The sequence below is a fragment of the Luteibacter sp. KNZ12-1A genome (genome assembly GCF_056755675.1).
This window is the reverse complement of sequence record NZ_JBPGXU010000070.1, coordinates 1-20749: the sequence shown is the minus strand read 5'-3', so window position 1 is coordinate 20749 and position 20749 is coordinate 1. Positions and strand designations below refer to the sequence as shown.

The 20749-nt window shown below is 66.2% G+C and carries 19 protein-coding genes; 7 read left to right on the top strand and 12 right to left on the bottom strand.

The features are described 5' to 3' along the window. Positions 1-124 precede the first annotated feature (124 nt). The 6 genes from ACR9ZJ_RS13770 to ACR9ZJ_RS13745 all read right to left on the bottom strand — a co-directional run bounded on the left by ACR9ZJ_RS13770 (position 125) and on the right by ACR9ZJ_RS13745 (position 7012). Positions 125-1156: an acetate/propionate family kinase gene (locus ACR9ZJ_RS13770; protein WP_481288064.1), complete on the bottom strand. Its 1032-nt coding sequence runs from the start codon at positions 1154-1156 to the stop codon at positions 125-127. Continuing rightward, complete coding sequence (locus tag ACR9ZJ_RS13765) at positions 1153-3519, bottom strand: phosphoketolase family protein (RefSeq protein WP_481288063.1); 2367 nt, start codon at positions 3517-3519, stop codon at positions 1153-1155. Before ACR9ZJ_RS13765 ends, ACR9ZJ_RS13770 begins: the two co-directional genes overlap by 4 nt. A gap of 33 nt (positions 3520-3552) precedes the next feature. Then, positions 3553-4026, bottom strand: coding sequence for a nuclear transport factor 2 family protein (locus ACR9ZJ_RS13760; protein WP_481288062.1), 474 nt, complete (start codon positions 4024-4026; stop codon positions 3553-3555). Continuing rightward, on the bottom strand, positions 4004-4960 hold the full coding sequence (locus tag ACR9ZJ_RS13755; RefSeq protein ID WP_481288061.1) for an aldo/keto reductase: 957 nt from the start codon (positions 4958-4960) through the stop codon (positions 4004-4006). The genes ACR9ZJ_RS13760 and ACR9ZJ_RS13755 overlap by 23 nt, the downstream gene beginning before the upstream one ends. Further along, positions 4957-6060 carry a type III polyketide synthase gene (locus tag ACR9ZJ_RS13750; RefSeq protein ID WP_481288060.1) on the bottom strand — a complete coding sequence of 368 codons (1104 nt, stop codon included), beginning with the start codon at positions 6058-6060 and terminating at the stop codon, positions 4957-4959. The genes ACR9ZJ_RS13755 and ACR9ZJ_RS13750 overlap by 4 nt, the downstream gene beginning before the upstream one ends. Positions 6061-6172: 112 nt before the next feature. Beyond that, the gene (locus ACR9ZJ_RS13745; RefSeq protein ID WP_481288059.1) at positions 6173-7012 is read right to left on the bottom strand and encodes a restriction endonuclease; all 840 of its coding nucleotides are present in this window, start codon (positions 7010-7012) and stop codon (positions 6173-6175) included. A gap of 194 nt (positions 7013-7206) precedes the next feature. Between ACR9ZJ_RS13745 and ACR9ZJ_RS13740 the strand changes: the two genes are divergently transcribed. Continuing rightward, on the top strand, positions 7207-7707 hold the full coding sequence (locus ACR9ZJ_RS13740) for a hypothetical protein (RefSeq protein ID WP_481288058.1): 501 nt from the start codon (positions 7207-7209) through the stop codon (positions 7705-7707). Positions 7708-7758: 51 nt separating this feature from the next. Here ACR9ZJ_RS13740 and ACR9ZJ_RS13735 read toward each other — a convergent pair whose 3' ends face one another. Both ACR9ZJ_RS13735 and ACR9ZJ_RS13730 read right to left on the bottom strand, forming a co-directional pair. Next, positions 7759-8343: a hypothetical protein gene (locus tag ACR9ZJ_RS13735; protein ID WP_481288057.1), complete on the bottom strand. Its 585-nt coding sequence runs from the start codon at positions 8341-8343 to the stop codon at positions 7759-7761. A gap of 279 nt (positions 8344-8622) precedes the next feature. Next, entirely contained in the window at positions 8623-9663 is a 1041-nt protein-coding gene (locus tag ACR9ZJ_RS13730; RefSeq protein WP_481288056.1) for an HDOD domain-containing protein, read from the bottom strand. 61 nt (positions 9664-9724) lie between these two features. Here ACR9ZJ_RS13730 and ACR9ZJ_RS13725 point away from each other — a divergent pair, with 61 nt between their 5' ends. Together ACR9ZJ_RS13725 and ACR9ZJ_RS13720 are read left to right on the top strand one after the other, a co-directional pair. Further along, positions 9725-10600 carry a pseudouridine synthase gene (locus ACR9ZJ_RS13725; protein WP_481288055.1) on the top strand — a complete coding sequence of 292 codons (876 nt, stop codon included), beginning with the start codon at positions 9725-9727 and terminating at the stop codon, positions 10598-10600. Positions 10601-10618: 18 nt separating this feature from the next. Then, positions 10619-12043, top strand: coding sequence for an MFS transporter (locus ACR9ZJ_RS13720; RefSeq protein WP_481280538.1), 1425 nt, complete (start codon positions 10619-10621; stop codon positions 12041-12043). A 156-nt stretch (positions 12044-12199) separates the two neighbouring features. On the opposite strand, the gene aat is transcribed toward ACR9ZJ_RS13720, so the two are convergent. From aat to trxB, 3 genes are read right to left on the bottom strand one after another with little or no spacing between them, the layout of a single operon-like run. Next, complete coding sequence (gene aat, locus ACR9ZJ_RS13715; RefSeq protein WP_481288054.1) at positions 12200-12910, bottom strand: leucyl/phenylalanyl-tRNA--protein transferase; 711 nt, start codon at positions 12908-12910, stop codon at positions 12200-12202. Next, entirely contained in the window at positions 12907-14040 is a 1134-nt protein-coding gene (locus tag ACR9ZJ_RS13710; RefSeq protein ID WP_481288053.1) for a GNAT family N-acetyltransferase, read from the bottom strand. The genes aat and ACR9ZJ_RS13710 overlap by 4 nt, the downstream gene beginning before the upstream one ends. A 41-nt stretch (positions 14041-14081) precedes the next feature. Beyond that, positions 14082-15044 carry a thioredoxin-disulfide reductase gene (trxB, locus tag ACR9ZJ_RS13705; protein ID WP_371022844.1) on the bottom strand — a complete coding sequence of 321 codons (963 nt, stop codon included), beginning with the start codon at positions 15042-15044 and terminating at the stop codon, positions 14082-14084. Between the two features lie 190 nt (positions 15045-15234). Here trxB and ACR9ZJ_RS13700 point away from each other — a divergent pair, with 190 nt between their 5' ends. The 4 genes from ACR9ZJ_RS13700 to lolA are packed head-to-tail and all read left to right on the top strand — an operon-like array spanning position 15235 to position 19790. After that, complete coding sequence (locus ACR9ZJ_RS13700) at positions 15235-16299, top strand: alanine dehydrogenase (protein ID WP_481280534.1); 1065 nt, start codon at positions 15235-15237, stop codon at positions 16297-16299. Between the two features lie 31 nt (positions 16300-16330). Then, positions 16331-18676 carry a DNA translocase FtsK gene (locus ACR9ZJ_RS13695; protein ID WP_481288052.1) on the top strand — a complete coding sequence of 782 codons (2346 nt, stop codon included), beginning with the start codon at positions 16331-16333 and terminating at the stop codon, positions 18674-18676. Positions 18677-18682: 6 nt separating this feature from the next. After that, positions 18683-19111 carry a hypothetical protein gene (locus tag ACR9ZJ_RS13690; RefSeq protein ID WP_481280532.1) on the top strand — a complete coding sequence of 143 codons (429 nt, stop codon included), beginning with the start codon at positions 18683-18685 and terminating at the stop codon, positions 19109-19111. A gap of 31 nt (positions 19112-19142) precedes the next feature. Beyond that, entirely contained in the window at positions 19143-19790 is a 648-nt protein-coding gene (gene lolA, locus ACR9ZJ_RS13685) for an outer membrane lipoprotein periplasmic chaperone LolA (RefSeq protein WP_481280531.1), read from the top strand. Here lolA and ACR9ZJ_RS13680 read toward each other — a convergent pair. Then, positions 19783-20749: ATP-binding protein (locus ACR9ZJ_RS13680; RefSeq protein WP_481288051.1), on the bottom strand; the 967-nt coding region annotated here is incomplete at its 5' end. The two genes, lolA and ACR9ZJ_RS13680, sit on opposite strands and share 8 nt — an antisense overlap.

Sequence of the window (20749 nt, the reverse complement as noted above, 5' to 3'; positions counted from 1 at the left end):
TCGCCGCTTAAGCGGCTCCCACACATGCCGCTTCTACATATGCGGCTCCCACATATGCGGCTTCTACTGCGGCTTCTACACGTCGCTGCTTAGATGGGGTGGGAAGCCGCTTAAGCGGCGATAGCTACGAAGCGAGGCGCCAGGTATGCCTCGCGATCTGCTCGTCCTCTTCCGTCGCCATCACGCGCACCTCGAACCCACCCATCCAGCGCAACCCCGCCACGATCGCCTCGCGCGTCACGCCGTCGTTCTCGCCGATCCCCCCGGTGAACACCAGCAGGTCGATGCCGCCTAGCGAAGCCGCCATCGCCGCGACATGCTTGCGTGCCACGTGCACGAAGACATCCTGCGCCAGCTTCGACGCCGCGTTGTCCATCGCATGCAGCTTGCGCATGTCGCTCGTGCCACCGGACAGTCCCTTCAGGCCGGACTCACGGTCGACGAGCCGCTCCAGCCGATTCGCGTCGTAACCGCGCTCCCTCATGAGGTAGAGCAACACACCCGGGTCCAGGTCGCCGGGACGCGTGCCCATCACGATGCCTCCCGTCGGCGTCAGGCCCATCGTCGTATCCACCGACCTCCCTTCGCTCACGGCGCACAGGCTCGCGCCGTTCCCCAGGTGCGCGATGACGACACGCGGCGGAATCGCGTCGCCCAGCTGGCGCACGATCGACTCGTACGACAGGCCATGGAAGCCGTAGCGCTCGATACCGCCTTCGCGCAGGTCCGCCGGCAAGGGCAGGGCCTTCGCCACCGCCGGCATGGACGCGTGGAAGGCCGTGTCGAAACAGGCCACTTGCAGCGCATCTGGAAACGCGCGGGCAGCGCGCTTCACCATCTCCACGGCGGCGGGCACGTGCAGCGGCGCGAACGCCTTCGCTTCTTCCAGATGCGCCATCAACGCATCGTCGATCCGCGCGTGGTCGCGGATATTCGGGCCACCGTGGACGATGCGATGGCCCACCGCATCGGGCATCGGCAGGCCGCGCTGTTTCAAGGTGTCGAGGATCGCCGCCACGGGATCGGCATCGCCGCCCGGTGCGTCCGTCTGTTCGGCCAACAAGGCCTCGCAGGTCTCCCCGGACACACGGTACAACCCGTACTTCAGCGACGACGAGCCTGTATTGAGGGCCAGTACGTGGCCCACGCTGCTCATGCGGTTTCCTCGGCCTTCCATTGCCAATCGCGCACGTCGGGCAGGTCCTGGCCGTGCTCGCTGACGTAGAGCTTGTGCCGCTCGATGTCCGCCCAGTATCGCTGCGTCGCCTTCTCGCGCTGATTTTCCAGGCGCGGAATGCGGTTGATCGCATCGAGGGCGAGCTGGAAGCGATCCATGTTGTTCAGCACCATCATGTCGAGCGCCGTGGTGGTCGTGCCTTCTTCCTTGTACCCACGTACGTGGATGTTGTCGTGGTTGTGCCGGCGATAGGTCAGCCGGTGCACGATGCCCGGGTAGCCGTGGAAGGCGAAGATCACCGGCTTGTCGCGCGTGAACAGGTCGTCGAACTGGTCGTCGTCCATGCCGTGCGGATGCTCGTCGGGGGTCTCCAGCGACATCAGGTCGACCACGTTGACCACGCGGATGCGAATGTCGGGCACGTATTCGCGGAGCAGCATCACCGCGGCCAGTACCTCCACCGTCGGCGCGTCGCCCGCGCAGGCCATCACCACATCGGGATCGTCGCCACCGCGGCCGGCCCATTCCCATATGCCGGCGCCGGCCGTGCAATGGCGTACCGCGCTCTTCATGTCCAGCCACTGCCAGTCGGGCTGCTTGCCCGCGATGATCACGTTGACGTAATGACGGCTGCGCAGGCAATGGTCGGTGACCGAGAGCAGGCAGTTGGCATCCGGCGGCAGATAGATCCGCACGATCTCGGACTTCTTGTTGGCGACATGGTCGATGAAGCCCGGGTCCTGGTGCGAGAAACCGTTGTGGTCCTGGTGCCACACATGCGAACTCAGCAGGTAGTTGAGCGAGGCGATCGGTGGCCGCCACGCCATCGTGCGGGTGACCTTCAACCACTTCGCATGCTGGTTGAACATCGAGTCGATGATGTGGATAAAGGCTTCGTAGCACGAGAAGAAGCCATGCCGTCCCGTCAGCAGGTAGCCCTCCAGCCAGCCCTGGCACTGATGTTCGCTCAGTACCTCCATGACGCGGCCGGATGGCGAGAGATCTTCGTCGACGACTTCCGTCTCGGCGAGCCACGTCTTGCCGCTGGCTTCGTAGACGGCCTCCAGGCGGTTCGACGCCGATTCGTCCGGGCCGAACAAACGGAACGTCTGCATGTTCTGGCGCATCACCTCGCGCAGGAACCGGCCGAGCACGCGCGTGGCTTCGGCTTTGTGGTCGCCGGGCGTCTTCACCTGTTCGGCGAACTCGCGGAAGTGCGGCATATGCAGCGGCTTGAGCAACAAGCCGCCGTTGGCATGCGGGTTCATGCCCATGCGGCGGCGACCGGTCGGCGCCAACGACGCGAACTCTTCGCGGAAGCGCCCGCGCTCGTCGAACAATTCCTCGGGCCGGTAGCTCTTCATCCAGTCTTCCAGGATGCGGACGTGGCCTTCGGTTTCGAACTTGGAGATCGGCACCTGGTGCGAACGCCACGTGCCTTCCACCGGCTTGCCATCGACTTCCTTGGGCCCGGTCCAACCTTTCGGGCTGCGCAGCACGATCATCGGCCAGCGCGGACGCTTCGCCGTGTCCGCGCCGCCGGCGCGCGCCTCGTCCTGGATGCGGCGGATCTCGTCGAGGCAACGATCCAGCGCGGTCGCGAAAGCCTGGTGCATGGGCTCGAATTCGTGCCCCTCGACGAAGTGCGGTTCGTACCCGTAGCCACGCATGAGGTCGCGCAATTCCTCGGGCTCGATGCGCGCCAGCACCGTGGGATTGGCGATCTTGAAACCGTTGAGGTGGAGGATGGGCAGCACGGCGCCGTCGCGTGCCGGGTTGAGGAACTTGTTGGAATGCCAGCTCGTGGCCAGTGCACCGGTTTCCGCTTCGCCGTCGCCGACGATGCACGCCACGACCAGGTCGGGGTTGTCGAAGGCCGCGCCGAACGCGTGCGAGAGCGAGTAGCCCAGCTCGCCGCCCTCGTGGATCGAACCGGGCGTTTCCGGCGCGACATGGCTGGGGATGCCGTAAGGCCAGGAGAACTGCCGGAACAGCTCGCGCATGCCCGCCGCGCTGCGGTCGATATGCGGATACACCTCGGTGTAGGAACCTTCGAGGTAGGTATGCGCGACGAGGCCAGGGCCGCCGTGGCCCGGGCCGATCACGTAGATCATGTCGAGGTCGCGCTCGACGATCGCGCGGTTCAGGTGGGTATAGATGAAGTTGAGGCCGGTGGTCGTGCCCCAGTGCCCGAGCAGGCGATGCTTGATGTGTTCCTTGCCCAGCGGTTTTTCCAGCAAGGGATTGTCGCGGAGGTAGATCTGTCCGACGGACAGGTAGTTGGCGGCACGCCAGTACGCGTGCATGCGGCGCAGAAGGTCGGGCGAGAGCGTCTCGGTCATGGGGGCTTCCAGGCGACGGGGTCTCCTTTCAGCTTAGAAGGGGAGAGATTGTTCCGGCGTGAAAGAATCGGGCGTCGCTTGTGGGATCCCGGACATGAAAGCGTCGAGCGCGGCTATGTCGTACGCGTTTTCCCAATGCTCCACGATGCGGCCTTCGCGGAATCGCCACAGGCCACAGAAGGGCATGGTGAACGCGCGGTTGTCGCGGTGGACAAGAATCTTCCCGAGGACGGCCCCGAAATAGTCGTTGGCGACAATGCATTCCACGTGCATATCCAACGTATCGCCACTCTGGGCGCGCAGGGCACGCATTTTCTCGGTCACGGCCGCCTTGCCGCGGATCGTGGCAGGGCCGCTGCCGGTTTCGCGTTGAGCGGTATGCAGGACGATATCGTCATCCGCGTACCACTCGATGCGGCACAGGTCGGCATAGATCGCGGCAAGAGCGGCAGCATTGGGGTGTGGTGTGGACATCGACAGGTGCTTACGCTCTTGAAACCTGTGCATCGCGCACGGGGCGCCAACTGGGCAGGCCTGCGCGGTCGACCGCTTCGGCGATGGACCGTACCTCGGCCGGGTTGAGCCGGACACGCGAGGCGCCTGCGTTCTCCGTCAGATGTGGGACGGACGTGGTGCCGGGAATCAGCAGGATCGCCTCCGACCGGTGCAGCAACCATGCGAGCGCCAGTTGCGAGGGCGTGATCTTCCACTGCGCGGCGATCGCTGCCAACGCGCTGTCCGGGCCGACCAGGCCACCGTGGCCGAGCGGGAACCATGGAATGAAGGCGATGTGGTTTTCCGTGGCATATGTCAGCACATCGTCGTCGGCGCGGTCGGCAAGGTTGTAGAGGTTCTCGATCGCGACGATTCGCGCGGTCTCCTGCGCTTCCTTCAATTGAGCGATGCTCACGCCGGGCTGGTTCGACAGGCCGAGGTGGCGGATCTTTCCCTGTTCCTGCAGTCGGACCAGCTCACCGAGTGTGTCCGCGAGGGGTACCTTCGGGTCGATGCTGTGCAACTGGTAGAGCGCGATGCAGTCCACGCGCAGCCGGCGCAAGCTGAGTTCCACTTGCTGGCGCAGGTACCGGGGATCGCCCAGGGGCTCGATATAAGGCGCACCGGGCGCATCGTGGATCCAGTCGAGCTTGCCCGACCTCAACATGCCGCCCTTGGTGCAGATCACCAGGTCGTCGGGGTAGGGATGAAGCGCCTTGCGGATGATTTCCTCGTTGTCCCCAGGACCATAGGAGTCGGCCGTGTCGATGAAATTGATGCCGAGCTCGTGCACGGCATGACGCAGCACCTGGATGGCATTTCGCTTGTCGGGAGGTGGACCCCACATGCCGTATCCGGTGAGGTGCATCGCCCCGTAGCCGAGACGGTTGACCCATAGGTCGCCACCGAGGCGAAATCGGTCGGAGGTGTTCTGGTGCAGGGTCATGTGATGGCTTCCTTGCTCGTGGAAAAGGCGGGTTCCGGCGCCGTATGGGTTGGATGCCGACTCCATGTGCCGATGGTGATCTCGGCTGTTATACCGGGGCCGAAGCCGGCGATGAGGCCGCGGGCACCGTGAAATGCGCCGCCTTCCTCGAAGAGCCGGCGTAATGCGTCAAGCACGACAGCCGATGCGATGTTGCCGTATTCGCTCAACGTGGCGCGGCTGTGGCGGAACATCGCCGGTGCCACGCCGAGATGATGCGAAAGATCGTCGAGGATCCGTGGTCCGCCGGCATGAATGATGTAGAAGTCCAGGGCGCTCGCGTCCCAGCCGAAATCGGCGGCGACCGAGCGCAGCTCTGGCGCAAGCTGCTCCATGGTTCCCGGCACGCGCCGGTCCAGCCGGAAGTGGAACCCCGTGGACTTGACCGCATACGAGATCCAGTCCTCCGTGTCGCGCACCAGGCGCGATCCGTTGCCGGACAGGCGGAAGCCCGCGGCGCGGTCGCCGCGCACCACCGCGGCGGCGACGGCGTCGCCGAACAAGCCATTGGAGAGCAGGTTGCCAACATCGAGGTCGGTGGGTTGGTAGCAGAGCGAGCAGAATTCGCAGGCGACGACAAGCACGTGCGAACCCCGGTGGGCCAGGCAGAAGTCGTGTGCGCGGTTGATGGCTGCGCCGCCAGCGGCACAACCCATCTGGGCGATCGGCAATTGCCGGGTGTCACTGCGAAAGCCGAGCTCATTGATCATCCATGGGATGAGCGATGGCATCGTGAAACCCGTGCACGACACGAACACGATGGCATCGATGCGATCCGGCCCCAGCCTCGCATGGGCCAGGGCGCGTTCGACGACATCGGGAATGCGCGCCTTGGCCTCGCGCACATAGACCGCATTGCGTGCCTCGAAACCGGGATGCCGGAGCGTCTGCTCGACCGGCTGCACGAGGTGGCGTTCCGCGACCTGGGTATTGCGGATCAGTCGCAGTACGAGGGGAAGTTGGCCGTGGCCCGCGTGAAGGCTACCAGCCAGGCGAAGCGTATCGTCCAGAGTGACGATGTGCTCGGGAACGGCGATCGCGGGACGGCAAAGGGTCGGCATCGTCGTACTTCCTTGTATGGCGATTCCACTTCCATGTGGGAGACGCGGGCAAACGAGCGATCATTGTCCACGCCAGACATATACGCCGACGCCTGGCGACATGCAAAGCCGCTTATTCGGCCGAGCCCACCTCACGGGTGTTCTTTTCCAGCACTTTTATCGCGTCTTCCGGCGGCCGATGCGCATCGCGCGTGGCATGGGACGATTCATTCAGGCGCGCACGTTCAGCCAGTTCGCGCGACAGCGGTGGTTCAACGGGCGCGGTATCGACCCGCATCTTCGCGGTGGAGGCCGCGACGACGGGCGGTGCCGGAGGGGCAAGGGGTGGCGTCGCCATCGTGTTGTCGTCGGATGGCATGGGCACGATGCCTTCGTGGCGCGGCGTCATGGCGCGCCACACGAAGATGCCGATCAATAGCGCGATGCCGACGATGAGCAGGATCGGAAGCAAGCGGGAATGCGCGCCGTCGGAGCGTCGACGTTTCGCCGCGGCGCTGCGAGCGGCGACCGTGGGCAAGGCGATACCGGGCGCCGGGGCGTTCAGGTGACCGGGGAGTCTGAGCATGACGCGCAATACGTCGCCATCGACCAGTTGCAGGCGCGGCTGGCGTCGCGGCACCGCGCGCGCCTCGGCGCTGAAGCGTCCCCGCGTGACCAGCACGCAGCGCGTGGCCGCCTCGTTCAGCATGGTGCTGAGCAGCTCGTTCACTTCCGCCAGTTGCACTTCCTCGGCGTCCCAGTGCTTGCACTGCACGATCACCGTTTCGTTGCCGCGATGCAGGCGCAGGTCGAGGCTGCTACCCAGGTGCTTCAGGGACGTCGGCGGCGCGTGGTATTCCACCCGCCAGCCCTGGTCTCGGTAGTGCTCGGCGAGCAAGTGCTCGAAATCATGCCAACTGAGCCGTGCCAGTGCGTCCGTGCCGGCGGCTGCGGAGTGTCGCGCCGAAAACATCGTTCTTCGTGTCCCTGCCAAGGGCTGTAAAACGCGATGATACCCGGTCGCGATGGCGTTACGTGATCGAACTGCGACCCTCTTCACATTTGTGACGATTGTCCAATCCCGCCTCCGCGGTTACATTGAGAGGTTGTTTCGGGGGTTCTGGGGAATTGAAGGTGATCAAGAAGGTACTGGCCGCTGTCGCGGTCATGGTGCTGTCCGGTTGTGGCGGCAAGACGATGATCGAAAGCGATATGAACAGCGTGGTATCCGCAAGCCCGGGTTCGCCGTGGCTGACCGTCGACAATCGGGGCGACGCCGTCGTGACGGTGACGGGGCTGGACGCGTCCGCCAAGGTGCAGATTTCGCCGGATATCGCTTCGGTGGTGCAGGCACGGCTGCGTAGCGCGCTGCAACCGAAATACATCACCGACCTGATCATCAATTGCCGCGGGCTCGAAGCGACCACGGCCACGGTCGTGACGAAGGAGGGCGAAGCGCCGTTGGCGAACATGGAATTGGTGGTGAATTGCAGGATCGTGGCACGTGGCCCTGCTGTTTCGAAGGTGTACCGCATCCGTCAGTCGCTGCCGATCGATCCGGCCACGCCGCATCTCGATGTGCTGGTACCGAAGCTGCTCGATGGCGCTTCTGCTCAATTGGCGCAGCGGTTGTGGGCGGATGTGCCCGCGACGTCTGTCCGGCGCTGAGGCGACTGGCCCGGCGATTCGATTCGCCGGGCCAGGCAGGAAATCGGGGCGTTACCGGGAGATCGATAGCGAGGCGTTGCCACTGACGCTCGTGATGCCCGTTGGCGTCGCGCATTGGTTGCTGAGCGTGGCCGCGAGGTTGGCCAACGTGAATTGCGCCAATGCATCCTGGCCTTTGTAACGTCCGCTGACGATCTTACCATCGGCGGAAACGATCATGTTCCCGTTGGATGGCGCGGCCTTGGCGACGAATACGAAGGTGCTGGTATTGGGCCAACGGTCGTCCGACCAAACGATGGGCCACGTCGTGGGTTCCGTCGAGAAGATGCCGTCGCAGGAAAACGCGGTCGAGAACGTCGCGTGGGACGTTGCGCTGGTGGTGACGTCGCTCGAGGGCACGCCTTGCCGTTGACAGGTCCAGGTGGTGTCCGCCGTTACGGTGTGGAGAGCGACCGAATTGGTCACGCCCGGTGACCATGTCGCATTGTGCATGCCCGCGATACAGGCGACGGATTCGTGATTGTCGTGCGCTTTCGATGGGGCAGACACGAAAAGGGCCATGCCGAACAGCACGGTGACAAGGACGAGGGTGAAACGGGATCCATAAACCGGACGGTTTGCGAGTGGCGTTGACATGGCTGTCCTCCTTGGACGATTGACGACGTTTCCCTGGATCAAACAGTCGATCTTTCACCCTGTTTCGGGGGCACCGGGTGGTCGCGCCTGAAACCCTTGAGGGTACGCACTCTAGATGGGGTCGCGTTGCCTGTTCGTGAGAATTCGCGAAATGGAAGCGGCTGGTTAGACGGGCGTCATCTGCGTGCTGTCTGGCAGGGGGGCACTTGCGGGGGCGTCTGCCGAAATCACGTGGTGAATGTTGCGCGCGTTCCCGCAAATCAGGCCGTAGCTGTGAGATCAGGCATCGGCCGTCATCGAGGCGTGCAGGTCGTCGCGTGCGGCGAGCAACAGCTCCTGGCTGAAACCCTGGGCCGGTGTCGCCAGCAAGACGGCATCCGCCTCGGCGGCACCATGCTCGGCCAGCACGTCGAGCATCGCCACCCGGCTGGCGGCCAGCAGTGCGCGCCCCAGCGGCGTGCGCGCCCCGGCGTCGGTGGGATCGGCGCGCTCGGCCAGGGCCTGGACCACGCGCAAAGGGAAATTCCAGTGCCGCGCGGCGTGCAGTGAAAGCCGTTCCACCTGCTGCGCGAGTGCCGCCACGAAGGGGCGGCTGAAGGCGATCGACGCCGCATCCGGCAGGCGCTCCACCTCGCGAAGGATCGCTTGCGCGCCGGTCTGGCTGACGAGCCCGGCGAGGAACGCCTCGAAGGAATCGCACGCCCCGCGGCCAAGGAAGATGCACGCGCGGGCGCAACGCTCGGCGTGCTCCCAGAGGCGCTCGCCAGCCTGCTGGCTGGCCACGCTTTCGTCGCTGCGCAGGATCGGCCGCATCACCATCTGCATCACCACGCGGCGCAGGCCGTCCTGGCCGAGCAGGGTGATGGCCTGGGGCAGGCTGGTGACCGGTCGTGCCGTGCGGAAGTACGCGCTGTTGGCCACGCGGATGATCTCGCCCACCAGCACGGTGTCGCGGGCGATCTGCTCGGCGAGCGTGCGGCTGTCGGCATCGTCGTTGCGCAACGAGCGCATCAGCTGCGGCACGACGGCCGGCAGGCGGGGCAGGGTGCCGACGTCGAAGCGTTCGCCGCCGAAGGTCTCGCGCACGTGTCGTAGCACCGTTTGTTCGGCCGGCGACAAGCCGGGGTCGCGCGACGGGCCGATGGCGAAGACGAGTCGGTAGAAGCGGTCTTCGACGTCATCCGCGGCGAGTGCGCCGGGTGGCGCCGCGCCGTCGATCGTGGCCGACGGCAAGGACTGCAACGGAGGGGGGCGATCCTGCGCGATGGCGGCACGCCCTCTGGCGCCGCCGAACCACTTCCTGAAGAACCGGCCGATCACGGGGGAGCTCCGATGCTGGGGGTGGGACGATGGCGGGAGTATATGCTTCTACAATGCCGCCATGGACCCGCATCAGCACAGCAGCCGCATCGTTCTCCCTCCCGGGGGCTGGGCCTCGATCGTGGACTACCTCTGCGAGCGATTCCCCGCCATCGACCGCGAGGCCTGGATCGAGCGCATGGAGCGCGGTGCCGTCACCGCGGACGGCGTCGAGGTGCATCGGCTGGCTCCCTATCGTCCCGGCGCCGTCGTCACCTATCGAAGGGAAGTGGCGGACGAACCCCGCATTCCGTTCGAGGAAACCGTCCTCCATATCGACGACGACCTCGTAGTCGTGGACAAGCCGCATTTCCTGCCGGTGATGCCGGTGGGACGCTTCGTGGAAGAGACCCTCTCGGTCCGCCTGGTGCGCCGCCTCGACAATCCCGATCTCGTGGCCTTGCACCGCCTCGATCGGGCCACGGCGGGCCTGGTGGTGTTCTCGGCCCGACCTTCCAGCCGCGATGCCTATACTCGGCTGTTCCGCGACCGCGCCATCGAGAAAACCTACGAAGCCGTCGCCGCACCGATGCCCGGCGGCAGCGCCGATGCGTTCCCTTTCGTCCACGAGAGTCGCCTCGAACGCGGTGAGCCTTTCTTTCGCATGCGGGAAGTCGCCGGCACCCCGAACGCGCGCACCCGCATCGACGTGATCGAGCGGCGCGAGCATCAATGGCTATATCGCCTGCAACCGGTCACGGGACGAAAGCACCAGCTGCGCGTGCACATGGCCGCGCTGGGCGCGCCCATCGTGGGCGATCCGCTTTATCCGGTGTTGCGCGAGGAGGCCGCCGGTTTCACGGAACCGCTACGCCTGCTGGCCCGCGAACTCCGCTTCATCGACCCCCTGACCGGCACCGAGCGTGTGTTCCGCAGCGAGCGGCATCTCGACCTTTGAAGCTTGCGGGCGCAAACTATGCGCTCCCCCGCCGCCGCTTTCCGGATGACTCCCGCCCCAGGCTTCCGCACCGTGGCCCTGATCATCGCCAGCGCGATGTTCATGGAGCAACTGGACGGCACGATCCTCGCCACGGCCTTGCCGGCCATGGCGGAATCGTTCGAGGTATCGCCATTGCACATGAGCGTGGCGCTCACGTCGTACATGCTCAGCCTCGCCGTGTTCATTCCCGCCAGCGGGGCGATCGCCGACCGCTACGGTTCGCGCAACGTCTTCCGCACGGCCATCGCGTTGTTCACCCTCGGCTCCATCCTCTGCGGGGTATCAGGCAACCTCACGCTCCTGGTGCTTTCGCGCCTGTTGCAAGGCATCGGCGGCGCCATGATGGTGCCCGTGGGGCGCCTGGTGCTGCTCCGTTCCGTGCCTAAATCCGAACTCGTCTCCGCCATGTCATGGCTGCTGGTGCCCGCGCTGATCGGGCCGGTGGTGGGGCCGCCGCTGGGCGGCTTCATCGTCACCTGGGCGTCGTGGCGCTGGATCTTCTACATCAACGTGCCCATCGGCCTCGCCGGCATGTGGCTGGCCACGAAATACATCCCCGACGTGCGCCTGCCGGACAAGGTCCGCTTCGACCGGCTCGGCTTCGTGTTGTCCGGTGTGTCGCTGTCGTGCCTGGTGTTCGGGCTCGAGATGGTCAGCCATGGGGTGACCTCGCTGTATGGATCGACCGGCCTGATCGCCGGCGGGCTGCTCGTCGGAACCCTTTATGTGTGGCATTCGCGCCGTGTGGAGCACCCCATCCTCGACCTCTCGCTGATGCGCTTCACCACGTTCCGGCTGTCCGTGGTGGCGGGGTCGCTGACGCGCATCACCGCCGGTTCGGTGCCTTTCCTGCTGCCCTTGATGATGCAGTTGGGCTTCGGACTCTCGGCGGCGCACAGCGGCGTGGTCACCTTCGTATCGGCCCTGGGCGCGATGTTAATGAAGGCGACGGCCGCGCCCGTGCTGCGCATGTGGGGCTTTCGCAGCACGCTGGTGTGGAACGGCGTGCTGTCGATGCTGTGCGTCGCGCTGTGCGCGGCGTTCCGTCCGGATTGGCCGCTGTGGACGATTTATGCGGTGCTGTTGCTGAGCGGCTTCTTCCAGTCGTTACAGTTCAGCGCGTACAACACCGTGGCTTATGCGGACGTGCCGAGCGAGCGTTTTTCCAGCGCGACGAGTTTCTACACGACGTTCCAGCAGTTGATGCTGTCGCTGGGTATCTGCGTGGCGTCGGCGGCGCTGCATGCCTCGGTGGCGTGGCATGGGCGGGAGGACGCGCAACTGCCGGACTTCAGCGTAGCCTTCCTGGTGGTGACCTTCGTATCGCTGGTGGCCGCGCCGGTGTGTGCGTTGCTGCCCAGGAATGCCGGTGCGGAGATGAGCGGGCATAGGGCGAGGTGATTCTGTGGGAGCCGCGTCAGCGGCGATCCCGCGGCAGCGGGCCAGGTTAAGGCAAGCACCCATCGCCGCTGAAGCGGCTCCCACAATGAAGTGGCTCCCACAGTGAGCGGCTCCCGCGGAAGCTTGGTGGGAGCCGACCCTGTCGGCGATGCTCTTTCAGGGCAGGGCGATGGGGTGCTTGATCCACGGCCCGGGAACGCCCGGCAGCGCCGACAGCATCCGCGCTTGCACCACGAACTCGCGGCGGGGGATTTCGATCGCGCCCATGCTCAACAGGTGGTCGTTGGTGACCTGCGCATCCAGCAGGGGAAAGCCCCAGTCGTGCAACAGGTTGCATAGCGCCGCGAGGGCCACTTTCGATCCGCCGGTGCGTGCGCTGAACATCGACTCGCCACAGAACAACCGGCCCACCGCCACGCCATAGATGCCGCCGACCAACGAGCCCCGGTCCCACACTTCCACGCTGTGCGCATGTCCGCGCCGGTGCAGTTCCTCGTAGGCGGCGATCATGTCGTCGCCGATCCAGGTGCCGGGCTGGCCATCGCGCGGCGCCGCGCAGGCGCGCATCACGCGGCTGAACGAGGTGTCGGCGGTCACGCGCCATTTGGACTGGCGCAATTGCTTGCGCAAGCTGCGGCTGACATGCACGCCGTCGGTACGGAACACGCAGCGCGGATCGGGCGACCACCAGAGGATGGGTTCGTCCGCGTTGAACCAGGGGAAGATGCCCTGGCTGTACGCGGCGAGCAGCCGGTCGGGCGACAGGTCGCCGCCCCAGGCCAGCAAGCCATTCGGATCGGTCAGCGCGGCCTCCGGGTCGGGGAACAGGCCCAGGCGCGTGCGATGCAGTTGCGGCAGCTGGATCATCGGGTGGCGTAGGGCGAATGCGCCATCAGTTCCTCGCGATACGCTTCACGATGGCTGGCTTCGTGTACCAGCGCATCGGCGACCGCGCGGCGGAAGCCTTCATGGGCGATGTAGTGGCGCGAGTGCGTGAGCGTGGGCAGGAAGCCACGCGCGAGCTTGTGCTCGCCCTGCGCCCCGGGCTCGAAACGTTCGATGCCGTGGCGGATGGCGTAGTCGATGCCGCGGTAGTAACAGAGTTCGAAATGCAGGCCGGATACCTCGACGCTGGCGCCCCAATAGCGCCCGTAAAGCGCATCGCCACCACGCAGGAACAACGCCATGGCGACGATGTCGTGCGTGTCGCGCGCGAGCGCCACCTGCACATTGGAACCGAGGCTGCGGCCCAGGTATTGAAAGAACCGCGCGGTGAGTGCCGCGTGGTTGCCCTTCATGTCGAAGGTGAGTTCGTAGAGCGCGTGGATCTGCCGCCACTCGGCATCGCTGAACTCGTCGCCGCCACGCATCTCCAGGGTGAGCCCCGACGCGTGCGCGTGCGCGCGTTCCTGGCGTATGTTCTTGCGTTTCTTGGAGGTCAGCGCGCCGAGGAAGTCGTCGAAATCGGCATAGCCACGGTTGTGCCAGTGGAACTGGTAGTCGGCGCGCGCCAGCCAGCGGTCGTCGAACGCGTCGAGATCGGCATCGGCGAGGAAGTTGGCGTGGATCGACGAGAGCCCGAGGCGATCGGCTTCGTCCACCAGCGCGGCGGTGAGCTGGTTGCGCAGCACCTCGGCGTCCAGGCCATCGCGTACGAGCAGACGCGGGCCGGGCACGGGCGAGTAGGGCGAGGCGACGAGCAGCTTCGGGTAGTAGTTTCCACCGGCGCGTTCCCACGCCGAGGCCCAGCTCCAGTCGAAGACGAACTCGCCGTGCGAGTTGCCCTTGAGGTAGGTCGGGGCGGCGGCCACGAGCCGGCCTTGCTCGAAGATGCCCAGGTGGTAGGGCCGCCAGCCGTAGTCCTCGCGCAGGCAGCCCTTGGCCTCCATGCCGCTGAGGAAGGCATGCGAGACGAAGGGGTTGCCGTCGGGCACGAGCGCGTCCCAGTCGGCGGCTGGAATGCCGCCGAGGCCGTCGAGGAAGCGGATCTCGTACATGCGGCGGGAGGCCCCGCGCGGGGTGCGCGGGGCGATGCCGGTCAGGCCAGCAGGTGCTGCTGGTCGAGCCAGCGTTCGGCGTCCAGCGCGGCCATGCAGCCAAAGCCCGCCGAGGTGATGGCCTGGCGGTAGACGTGGTCGGCGACATCGCCGGCGGCGAACACGCCCGGCACCGAGGTGGCCGTGGCCATGCCGTGCAGGCCGGACTGGATCTGGATGTAGCCGTCCTTCATCTCGAGCTGGCCCTCGAAGATGCCCGTGGCCGGGGTATGGCCGATGGCCACGAAGAAGCCCTGGACATCGAGGTCGCGCTTGGCGCCGGTGTTGACGTCCTTCACGCGGACACCGTTCACGCCGGAGTCGTCGCCCAGGATCTCGTCGATCTGGTGGTTCCAGAGCAACTCGATCTTGCCGGCGGCGGCTTTCTCGAACACCTTGTCCTGCATGATCTTTTCGGCGCGCAGCTTGTCGCGGCGGTGGACCAGGTAGACCTTGCGGGCGATGTTGGCGAGGTACAGGGCCTCTTCCACGGCCGTGTTGCCGCCGCCGACCACGACCACGTCCTGGTCGCGGAAGAAGAAGCCGTCGCAGGTGGCGCAGGCGGAGACGCCGCGGCCCTTGAACTTCTCTTCCGAGGCGATGCCCAGGTACTTGGCGGTGGCGCCGGTGGTGATGATCAGCGCGTCGGCGGTGTACTCGCCGCTGTCGCCCTTGAGGCGGAAGGGGCGGTTGCCCAGGTCGACGCTGTGGATGTGGTCGAAGACCATCTCGGTCTCGAAGCGCTCGGCGTGCTCGGCCATGCGGCGCATCAGTTCCGGACCCTGGACACCCTTTTCGTCACCCGGCCAGTTGTCCACCTCGGTGGTGGTCATCAGCTGGCCGCCTTGCTGCAGGCCGGTGATCATCGTCGGCTTCAGGTTGGCCCGGGCGGCGTAGACCGCAGCCGTGTAGCCGGCGGGGCCGGAGCCGAGGATCAGCAGGCGGCTGTGCTTGGGGGTGCTCATGTATAATCCTTGAGGTTTACTGCAGCGTGTTTCAGTCGTACCGCTCGCCTCTTGCGGCAGGATGCTCAAGCCGTATCGAGGTCCGCGAGTCGCGTTGTCGACCCGGAAGAATGGGGAACACGGGGGTGCGATTCAAGACATTTGCTTATTCTGTCCGACTTTAGTCAGCTCATTCAGGATCCTCCATACGATGCGCATCGGTATCCCCTCCGAAACCAAGACCCTCGAAGGCCGCGTGGCCCTCATTCCCGCCGCCGCCGCCGACCTCGTCCGTCGCGGCCACGAGGTATTCATCCAGGCCGGTGCCGGCAGCAAGAGCGGCTACGCCGATGCCGACTACGCCGCGCTGGGCGTCACCGTGCTGCCCGACGCCGCCGCCGTCTATGAGAAGGGCGAGCTGATCGTCAAGGTCAAGGAACCGATCGAGGGCGACCTCAAGCTGCTGAAGAAGCACCACCTGCTGTTCTGCTACCTGCACCTGGCCGCCGAGCCGGCGCTCACCCGCAGCCTGCTGGACATCGGCCTGACCGGCGTCGCCTTCGAGTCCGTGGACGAGAACGGCGCGCTGCCGCTGCTGCTGCCGATGTCGGTCATCGCCGGCCGCATCGCCACCCAGATCGGCACCACGCTCCTGCACCAGCCCAACGGCGGCAAGGGCAAGCTGCTGGGCGGCATGGCTTCCACGCCGCGCGGCAAGGTCGTGGTGCTGGGCGCGGGCGCGGCCGGCGGCAACGCCGCGGCGCTAGCCGCCTCGGCGGGCGCCAACGTGGTCGTGTTCGACAAGCGTCCGGACCGCATGGCCGAGATGATGGCCCTGGGCCCGAACGTCACCGCCCTGTACGCCTACGAGTCGTCGGTGGCCGAGGAAGTGCGCCATGCCGACATCGTCGTTGGCGCCGTGCTGATTCCCAGCGCCAAGGCGCCGCGCGTGGTCACCGAGGACATGGTCAAGACGATGGAGAAGGGCTCGGTGCTCGTCGACATCTCGATCGACCAGGGCGGCTGCTTCGAGACCTCGCGTCCGACCACCTGGAAGGAGCCCACCTACGACGTCCACGGCGTGACGCACTTCTGCGTGACCAACATGCCGGGCGCCGTGCCGCAGACCTCGTCCACCGCCATCTCGGCCGCCATCCTGCCGTACGTGCAGCGCCTGGCCGCCGGCAACGGCTGGCGCGACTACGCCCCGCTGGCCGCGGGCATCAACATCGAGAACGGCAAGATCGTGCACCCCGCCCTCCAGGGCGTGGCATGATGCCGGACACCGGGAGCGAGGTCGTTGGTTAGTGGCGCGTAGCGCGAAAGTCGTAAAGAAGCAGGCCAAGGCGCAGGTCAAGGCCCAGCGGGAGGGCTTGAGCGACGAGCTCAAGCGCCGCCTGCGCGAAGCCGGGGCACTGCTCCTGGTCCCGCTCGCCCTTTACCTTCTCGTCTGCCTGCTCAGCTACAACGACCAGGACCCTAGCTGGGGCCATATGGGCGTCGCCGAGCGCGCCACCAATTTCGGTGGCGCGGTCGGAGCGAACATCGCCAACCTGCTCAGGTACATCTTCGGCCTGGTGTCGTACGGTTTTCCGTTGTTGCTCCTCGCGCTGGGCATCCAGGTGATCCGCCATCGCGGCGAGCGCAACGTGCAGCCCTGGGAGCCGTCGCTGCGGCTCATCGGCTTCGTCTTCTTCTTCATCACCGCGCCCGCGCTGGTCTATCTCAACGTGGACGCCACCGTGCTGCCGGAAGGCCCCGGCGGCATCGTCGGCAAGTGGGTGGGACATGGCCTGCACAACGCCTTCGGCGACAAGGGCGCGCCCTTGCTGCTGCTGGCGGTGTGCCTCATCGCCGTGACCCTCGCCACCGGCTTGTCGTGGTTCCGGGTGATGGACAGCACCGGCGAGATCGTCATGCGTGTCGCCGGCTGGTTCGGCGGCAAGCTGCGCCGCGCGCCCGACGTGATGGCCGCCCGTTCGGCCCGTGCCGAGCGCGAGGTGGTCAAGAAGGCCGACGCGGTGAAGCAGGCCAGGCGCGAGCCCGTGCGCATCGAGACGCCGACGCCGATGGTGGTCAAGAGCGAGCGCGCCACCCGGGAGAACCAGATTCCGCTGTTCACCGGCGCATCGATGGACGGCGAGATCCCGCCGCTGTCGCTGCTGGACGAAGCGCCGCCGCAGGGCCCGGGCTACTCCGAGGAAACCCTCGAGGTGCTCTCGCGCCAGGTGGAGCTGAAACTCAAGGATTTCCGCGTCGACGCCCGCGTGGTCGGGGTGTATCCCGGCCCGGTCATCACCCGTTTCGAACTGGAGCCCGCCGCCGGCGTGCGCGGCAGCCAGGTCTCCAGCCTCGACAAGGACATCGCGCGCGGCCTTTCCGTGGTCAGCGTGCGCGTGGTCGACGTCATCCCGGGCAAGAACGTCATCGGCCTGGAAATCCCGAACACCAAGAAACAGATCGTCTACCTGTCCGAGATCCTGCGTTCGGAACGCTACGACCAGGTGAAGTCGCCACTGGCGCTGGCCCTGGGCAAGGACATCGGCGGCAAGGCCGTGGTCACCGACCTGGCCAAGATGCCCCACCTGCTCGTGGCCGGTACCACCGGTTCGGGCAAGTCGGTGGCGGTGAACGCCATGGTGCTGAGCTTGCTGTACAAGTCCAGCCCCAAGGACGTCCGGATGATCATGATCGATCCGAAGATGCTGGAACTCTCGGTCTACGAGGGTATCCCGCACCTGTTGGCGCCGGTCGTCACCGATATGAAGGAAGCGGCCAACGCGCTGCGCTGGTGCGTCGCCGAGATGGAGCGCCGCTACAAGCTCATGGCCGCGGTCGGCGTGCGCAACCTCGGCGGTTTCAACAAGAAGGTGAAGGACGCCGAGAACAGCGGCCAGCCGCTGCTCGATCCGCTGTTCCGCGCCAACCCGGACATGCCGGGCATGGTGGCCGAACCGCTGCAGCCGCTGCCACACATCGTCATCATCATCGACGAATTCGCCGACATGATGATGATCGTCGGCAAGAAGGTCGAGGAACTGATCGCACGCCTGGCGCAGAAGGCGCGCGCGGCGGGCGTGCACCTGATCCTCGCCACGCAGCGTCCCTCGGTCGACGTCATCACCGGCCTGATCAAGGCGAACATTCCCACGCGCATCGCCTTCCAGGTGTCCTCGAAGATCGATTCGCGGACCATCCTCGACCAGTCCGGCGCGGAAGCCCTGCTGGGCCACGGCGACATGCTCTACCTGCCGCCGGGCACGGCCACGCCGGAACGCGTGCACGGCGCCTTCGTGGACGACCACGAGGTGCACAACGTGGTGGAATGGCTGCGCGCGCAGGGCACGCCGAACTACATCGACGGCGTGCTCGAGGAAGTGCAGTCGACCTCCGACGGCAAGATCATCAACGACTCCGGCCTGCCGCAGGACGCGGAGGGCGACAGCGACAGCGACAACGCCCTCTACGACCGCGCGGTGCGCGTGGTCACCGAAACGCGCCGCGCCTCGATCTCCGGCGTGCAGCGCCACCTGCGCATCGGCTACAACCGCGCCGCCCGCCTCGTCGAACAGATGGAGCAGGACGGCATCGTCAGCGCGCCGCAGCACAACGGCAACCGTGAAGTGCTCGCACCGCCGCCTCCGAAGGACTGATTCCGCATGAACGCCATCAAGCCGGGCGCGCTTCGCCAGCGCCCCTGGGGCCTGCTCGTCACCGGCGACCTCGTGCCCACGGCCGAGGTGCTGGACGAGGTCGAGGGCATCTTCGAACTCAACCCGTCCATCCCCGGGCTGGAACTGCGTGGCGACGACGGCCGCGCCTGCTTCGTCACCCGCGACTACCCGCAAGGCCATACTGCCGGGGTGGACGACGCCCTGGAAGTCATCTTCGCCGAGCAGCCGGAGATCGCCGAGATCGCCGTGCTGGGCCAGGAAGCCCGCCCGGTGCACACGGCCACCCGCGATGCGCCGTTCTGGCATCGCGACGGCAAGGCCATCGCCGATATCAGCGAGAAGATGGAGGCCGGGGAGATCACTCCGGGCGAGGCCATCGACATGCTTAAGTCGCTATTCGAAACCGATCGCTGACAATCGCGTCGCCACCCACGGAAACCACGCCATGAAACGCCTGCTGCTCGCCGCGACGCTGTCCCTCCTCAGCCTGCCGACCTTCGCCGCCGGCCCCGCGCGCGAACGCCTGGATGCCTTCGCCAAGGGCATGCACTCGCTGACCGGGCGTTTCAGCCAGACCATGGCCAACGCCAACGGCGATCCGGGCAAGACCAGCACGGGCACCATGGCCTTGCAGTCACCGCGCCAGTTCCGCTGGGAAACCACCGCGCCATACAAGCAGACGATCGTCGCCGACGGCAGCCGCGTATGGCTGTACGACCCGGACCTCGAACAGGTCACGGTGCGCAAGCAGAGCAGCGAGGAAGCGCAAAGCCCGCTCACCGTGCTGACCGACCTGTCGCAGATGGACAAGGACTTCAAGGTGACCGAGAAGGGCGAGCAGGATGGCCTGCAGTGGCTGCGCCTGCAGTCCACGGGGAAGGACCCGCAGTTCGACTACGCGGACCTGGGTTTCGACGCCGGCGGCCTGGCACGCATGGTGTTCAAGGACCAGCTGGGCAACACCACGACGATCCAGTTCGCCGGTTGGCAGCGTAACGCGGCCTTGCCGGCGGATACGTTCAACTTCGTGCCGCCGCAAGGCACCGATGTGATCGGCGACGCGCCGGTATTGCAGACCCAGCCGGTCAAGTAGGCCCCGGGCGTCCGTTACCGGCGTACGCCACCCGCGCCGGGATGCTCACCGTGACGAGCGTTCCGCGCTGTGGCGCCGACTGCACCTTCAGTTTGCCGCCCATGCGTCGCGCACGTTCGCGCATGCCCACCAGGCCGAAGTGGCCGTCGCCGCCTTCGTGCGTATCCGGCATCGCCGCGAAGCCGTCGCCGTCGTCGCTCACCCATACCTTCAACGATCGTCGCGCATGCTCCATCATGATGCGGATGGACTGCGCGTGGCTGTGCTGCATGGCGTTGATCACGGCCTCTCGCACGATGCTGTAGACCTCGTCGATCACCACGGGATTGACCGGGCGCCGCCGGCTGCCGTACTGCACGCCGAAGTACACGGGGATGCCGACATCGTCGTCGGCCAGGCTGGCGATGCGGTCTTCGAGCGAGCCTTCCTCGGAAGCGTGGCTGCGTAGCCCCTTCACCCGGTCGCGTCCTTCGACCAGCAGCGCCTCGGCGCGATCGATGGTGTGCTCCAGCGTGGCGCGCGCCGTGTCCTCCTTCGACAGGCCGTCGACGAAGGCCTGGAACTTGAGGATGAGGCCCTGTACGCCTTGCAACAGCGTGTCGTGCAGTTCGCGCGCGATGCGCTCGCGCTCGCCGTGGCGTTCGTCGAGACGCAGTCGCAACCGTTGCGTCAGCAGGCCCACGCGCCAGCGGTGGGCGAGCCACACCAGTCCCGCCGCGACAAGCAGGCAGAACACCTTGAATGGCGTGCGCTCGACGAGGCGCGGCGTCACCGTCACCGCGAAAGGTGTCGACCGGCTCCAGTGCAGGCCGTCATAGGACGCCTCGGCCCAGAAGCTGTACCGGCCCGGCGCCAGGTCGGTGTACAGCGCCTCGTGCCGGTTACCGGCATCTTGCACGGCGCCATCGGCGCCTTCGAGCTTGTAACGGAACGACAGGCCCTGTCTCTTATACACATCT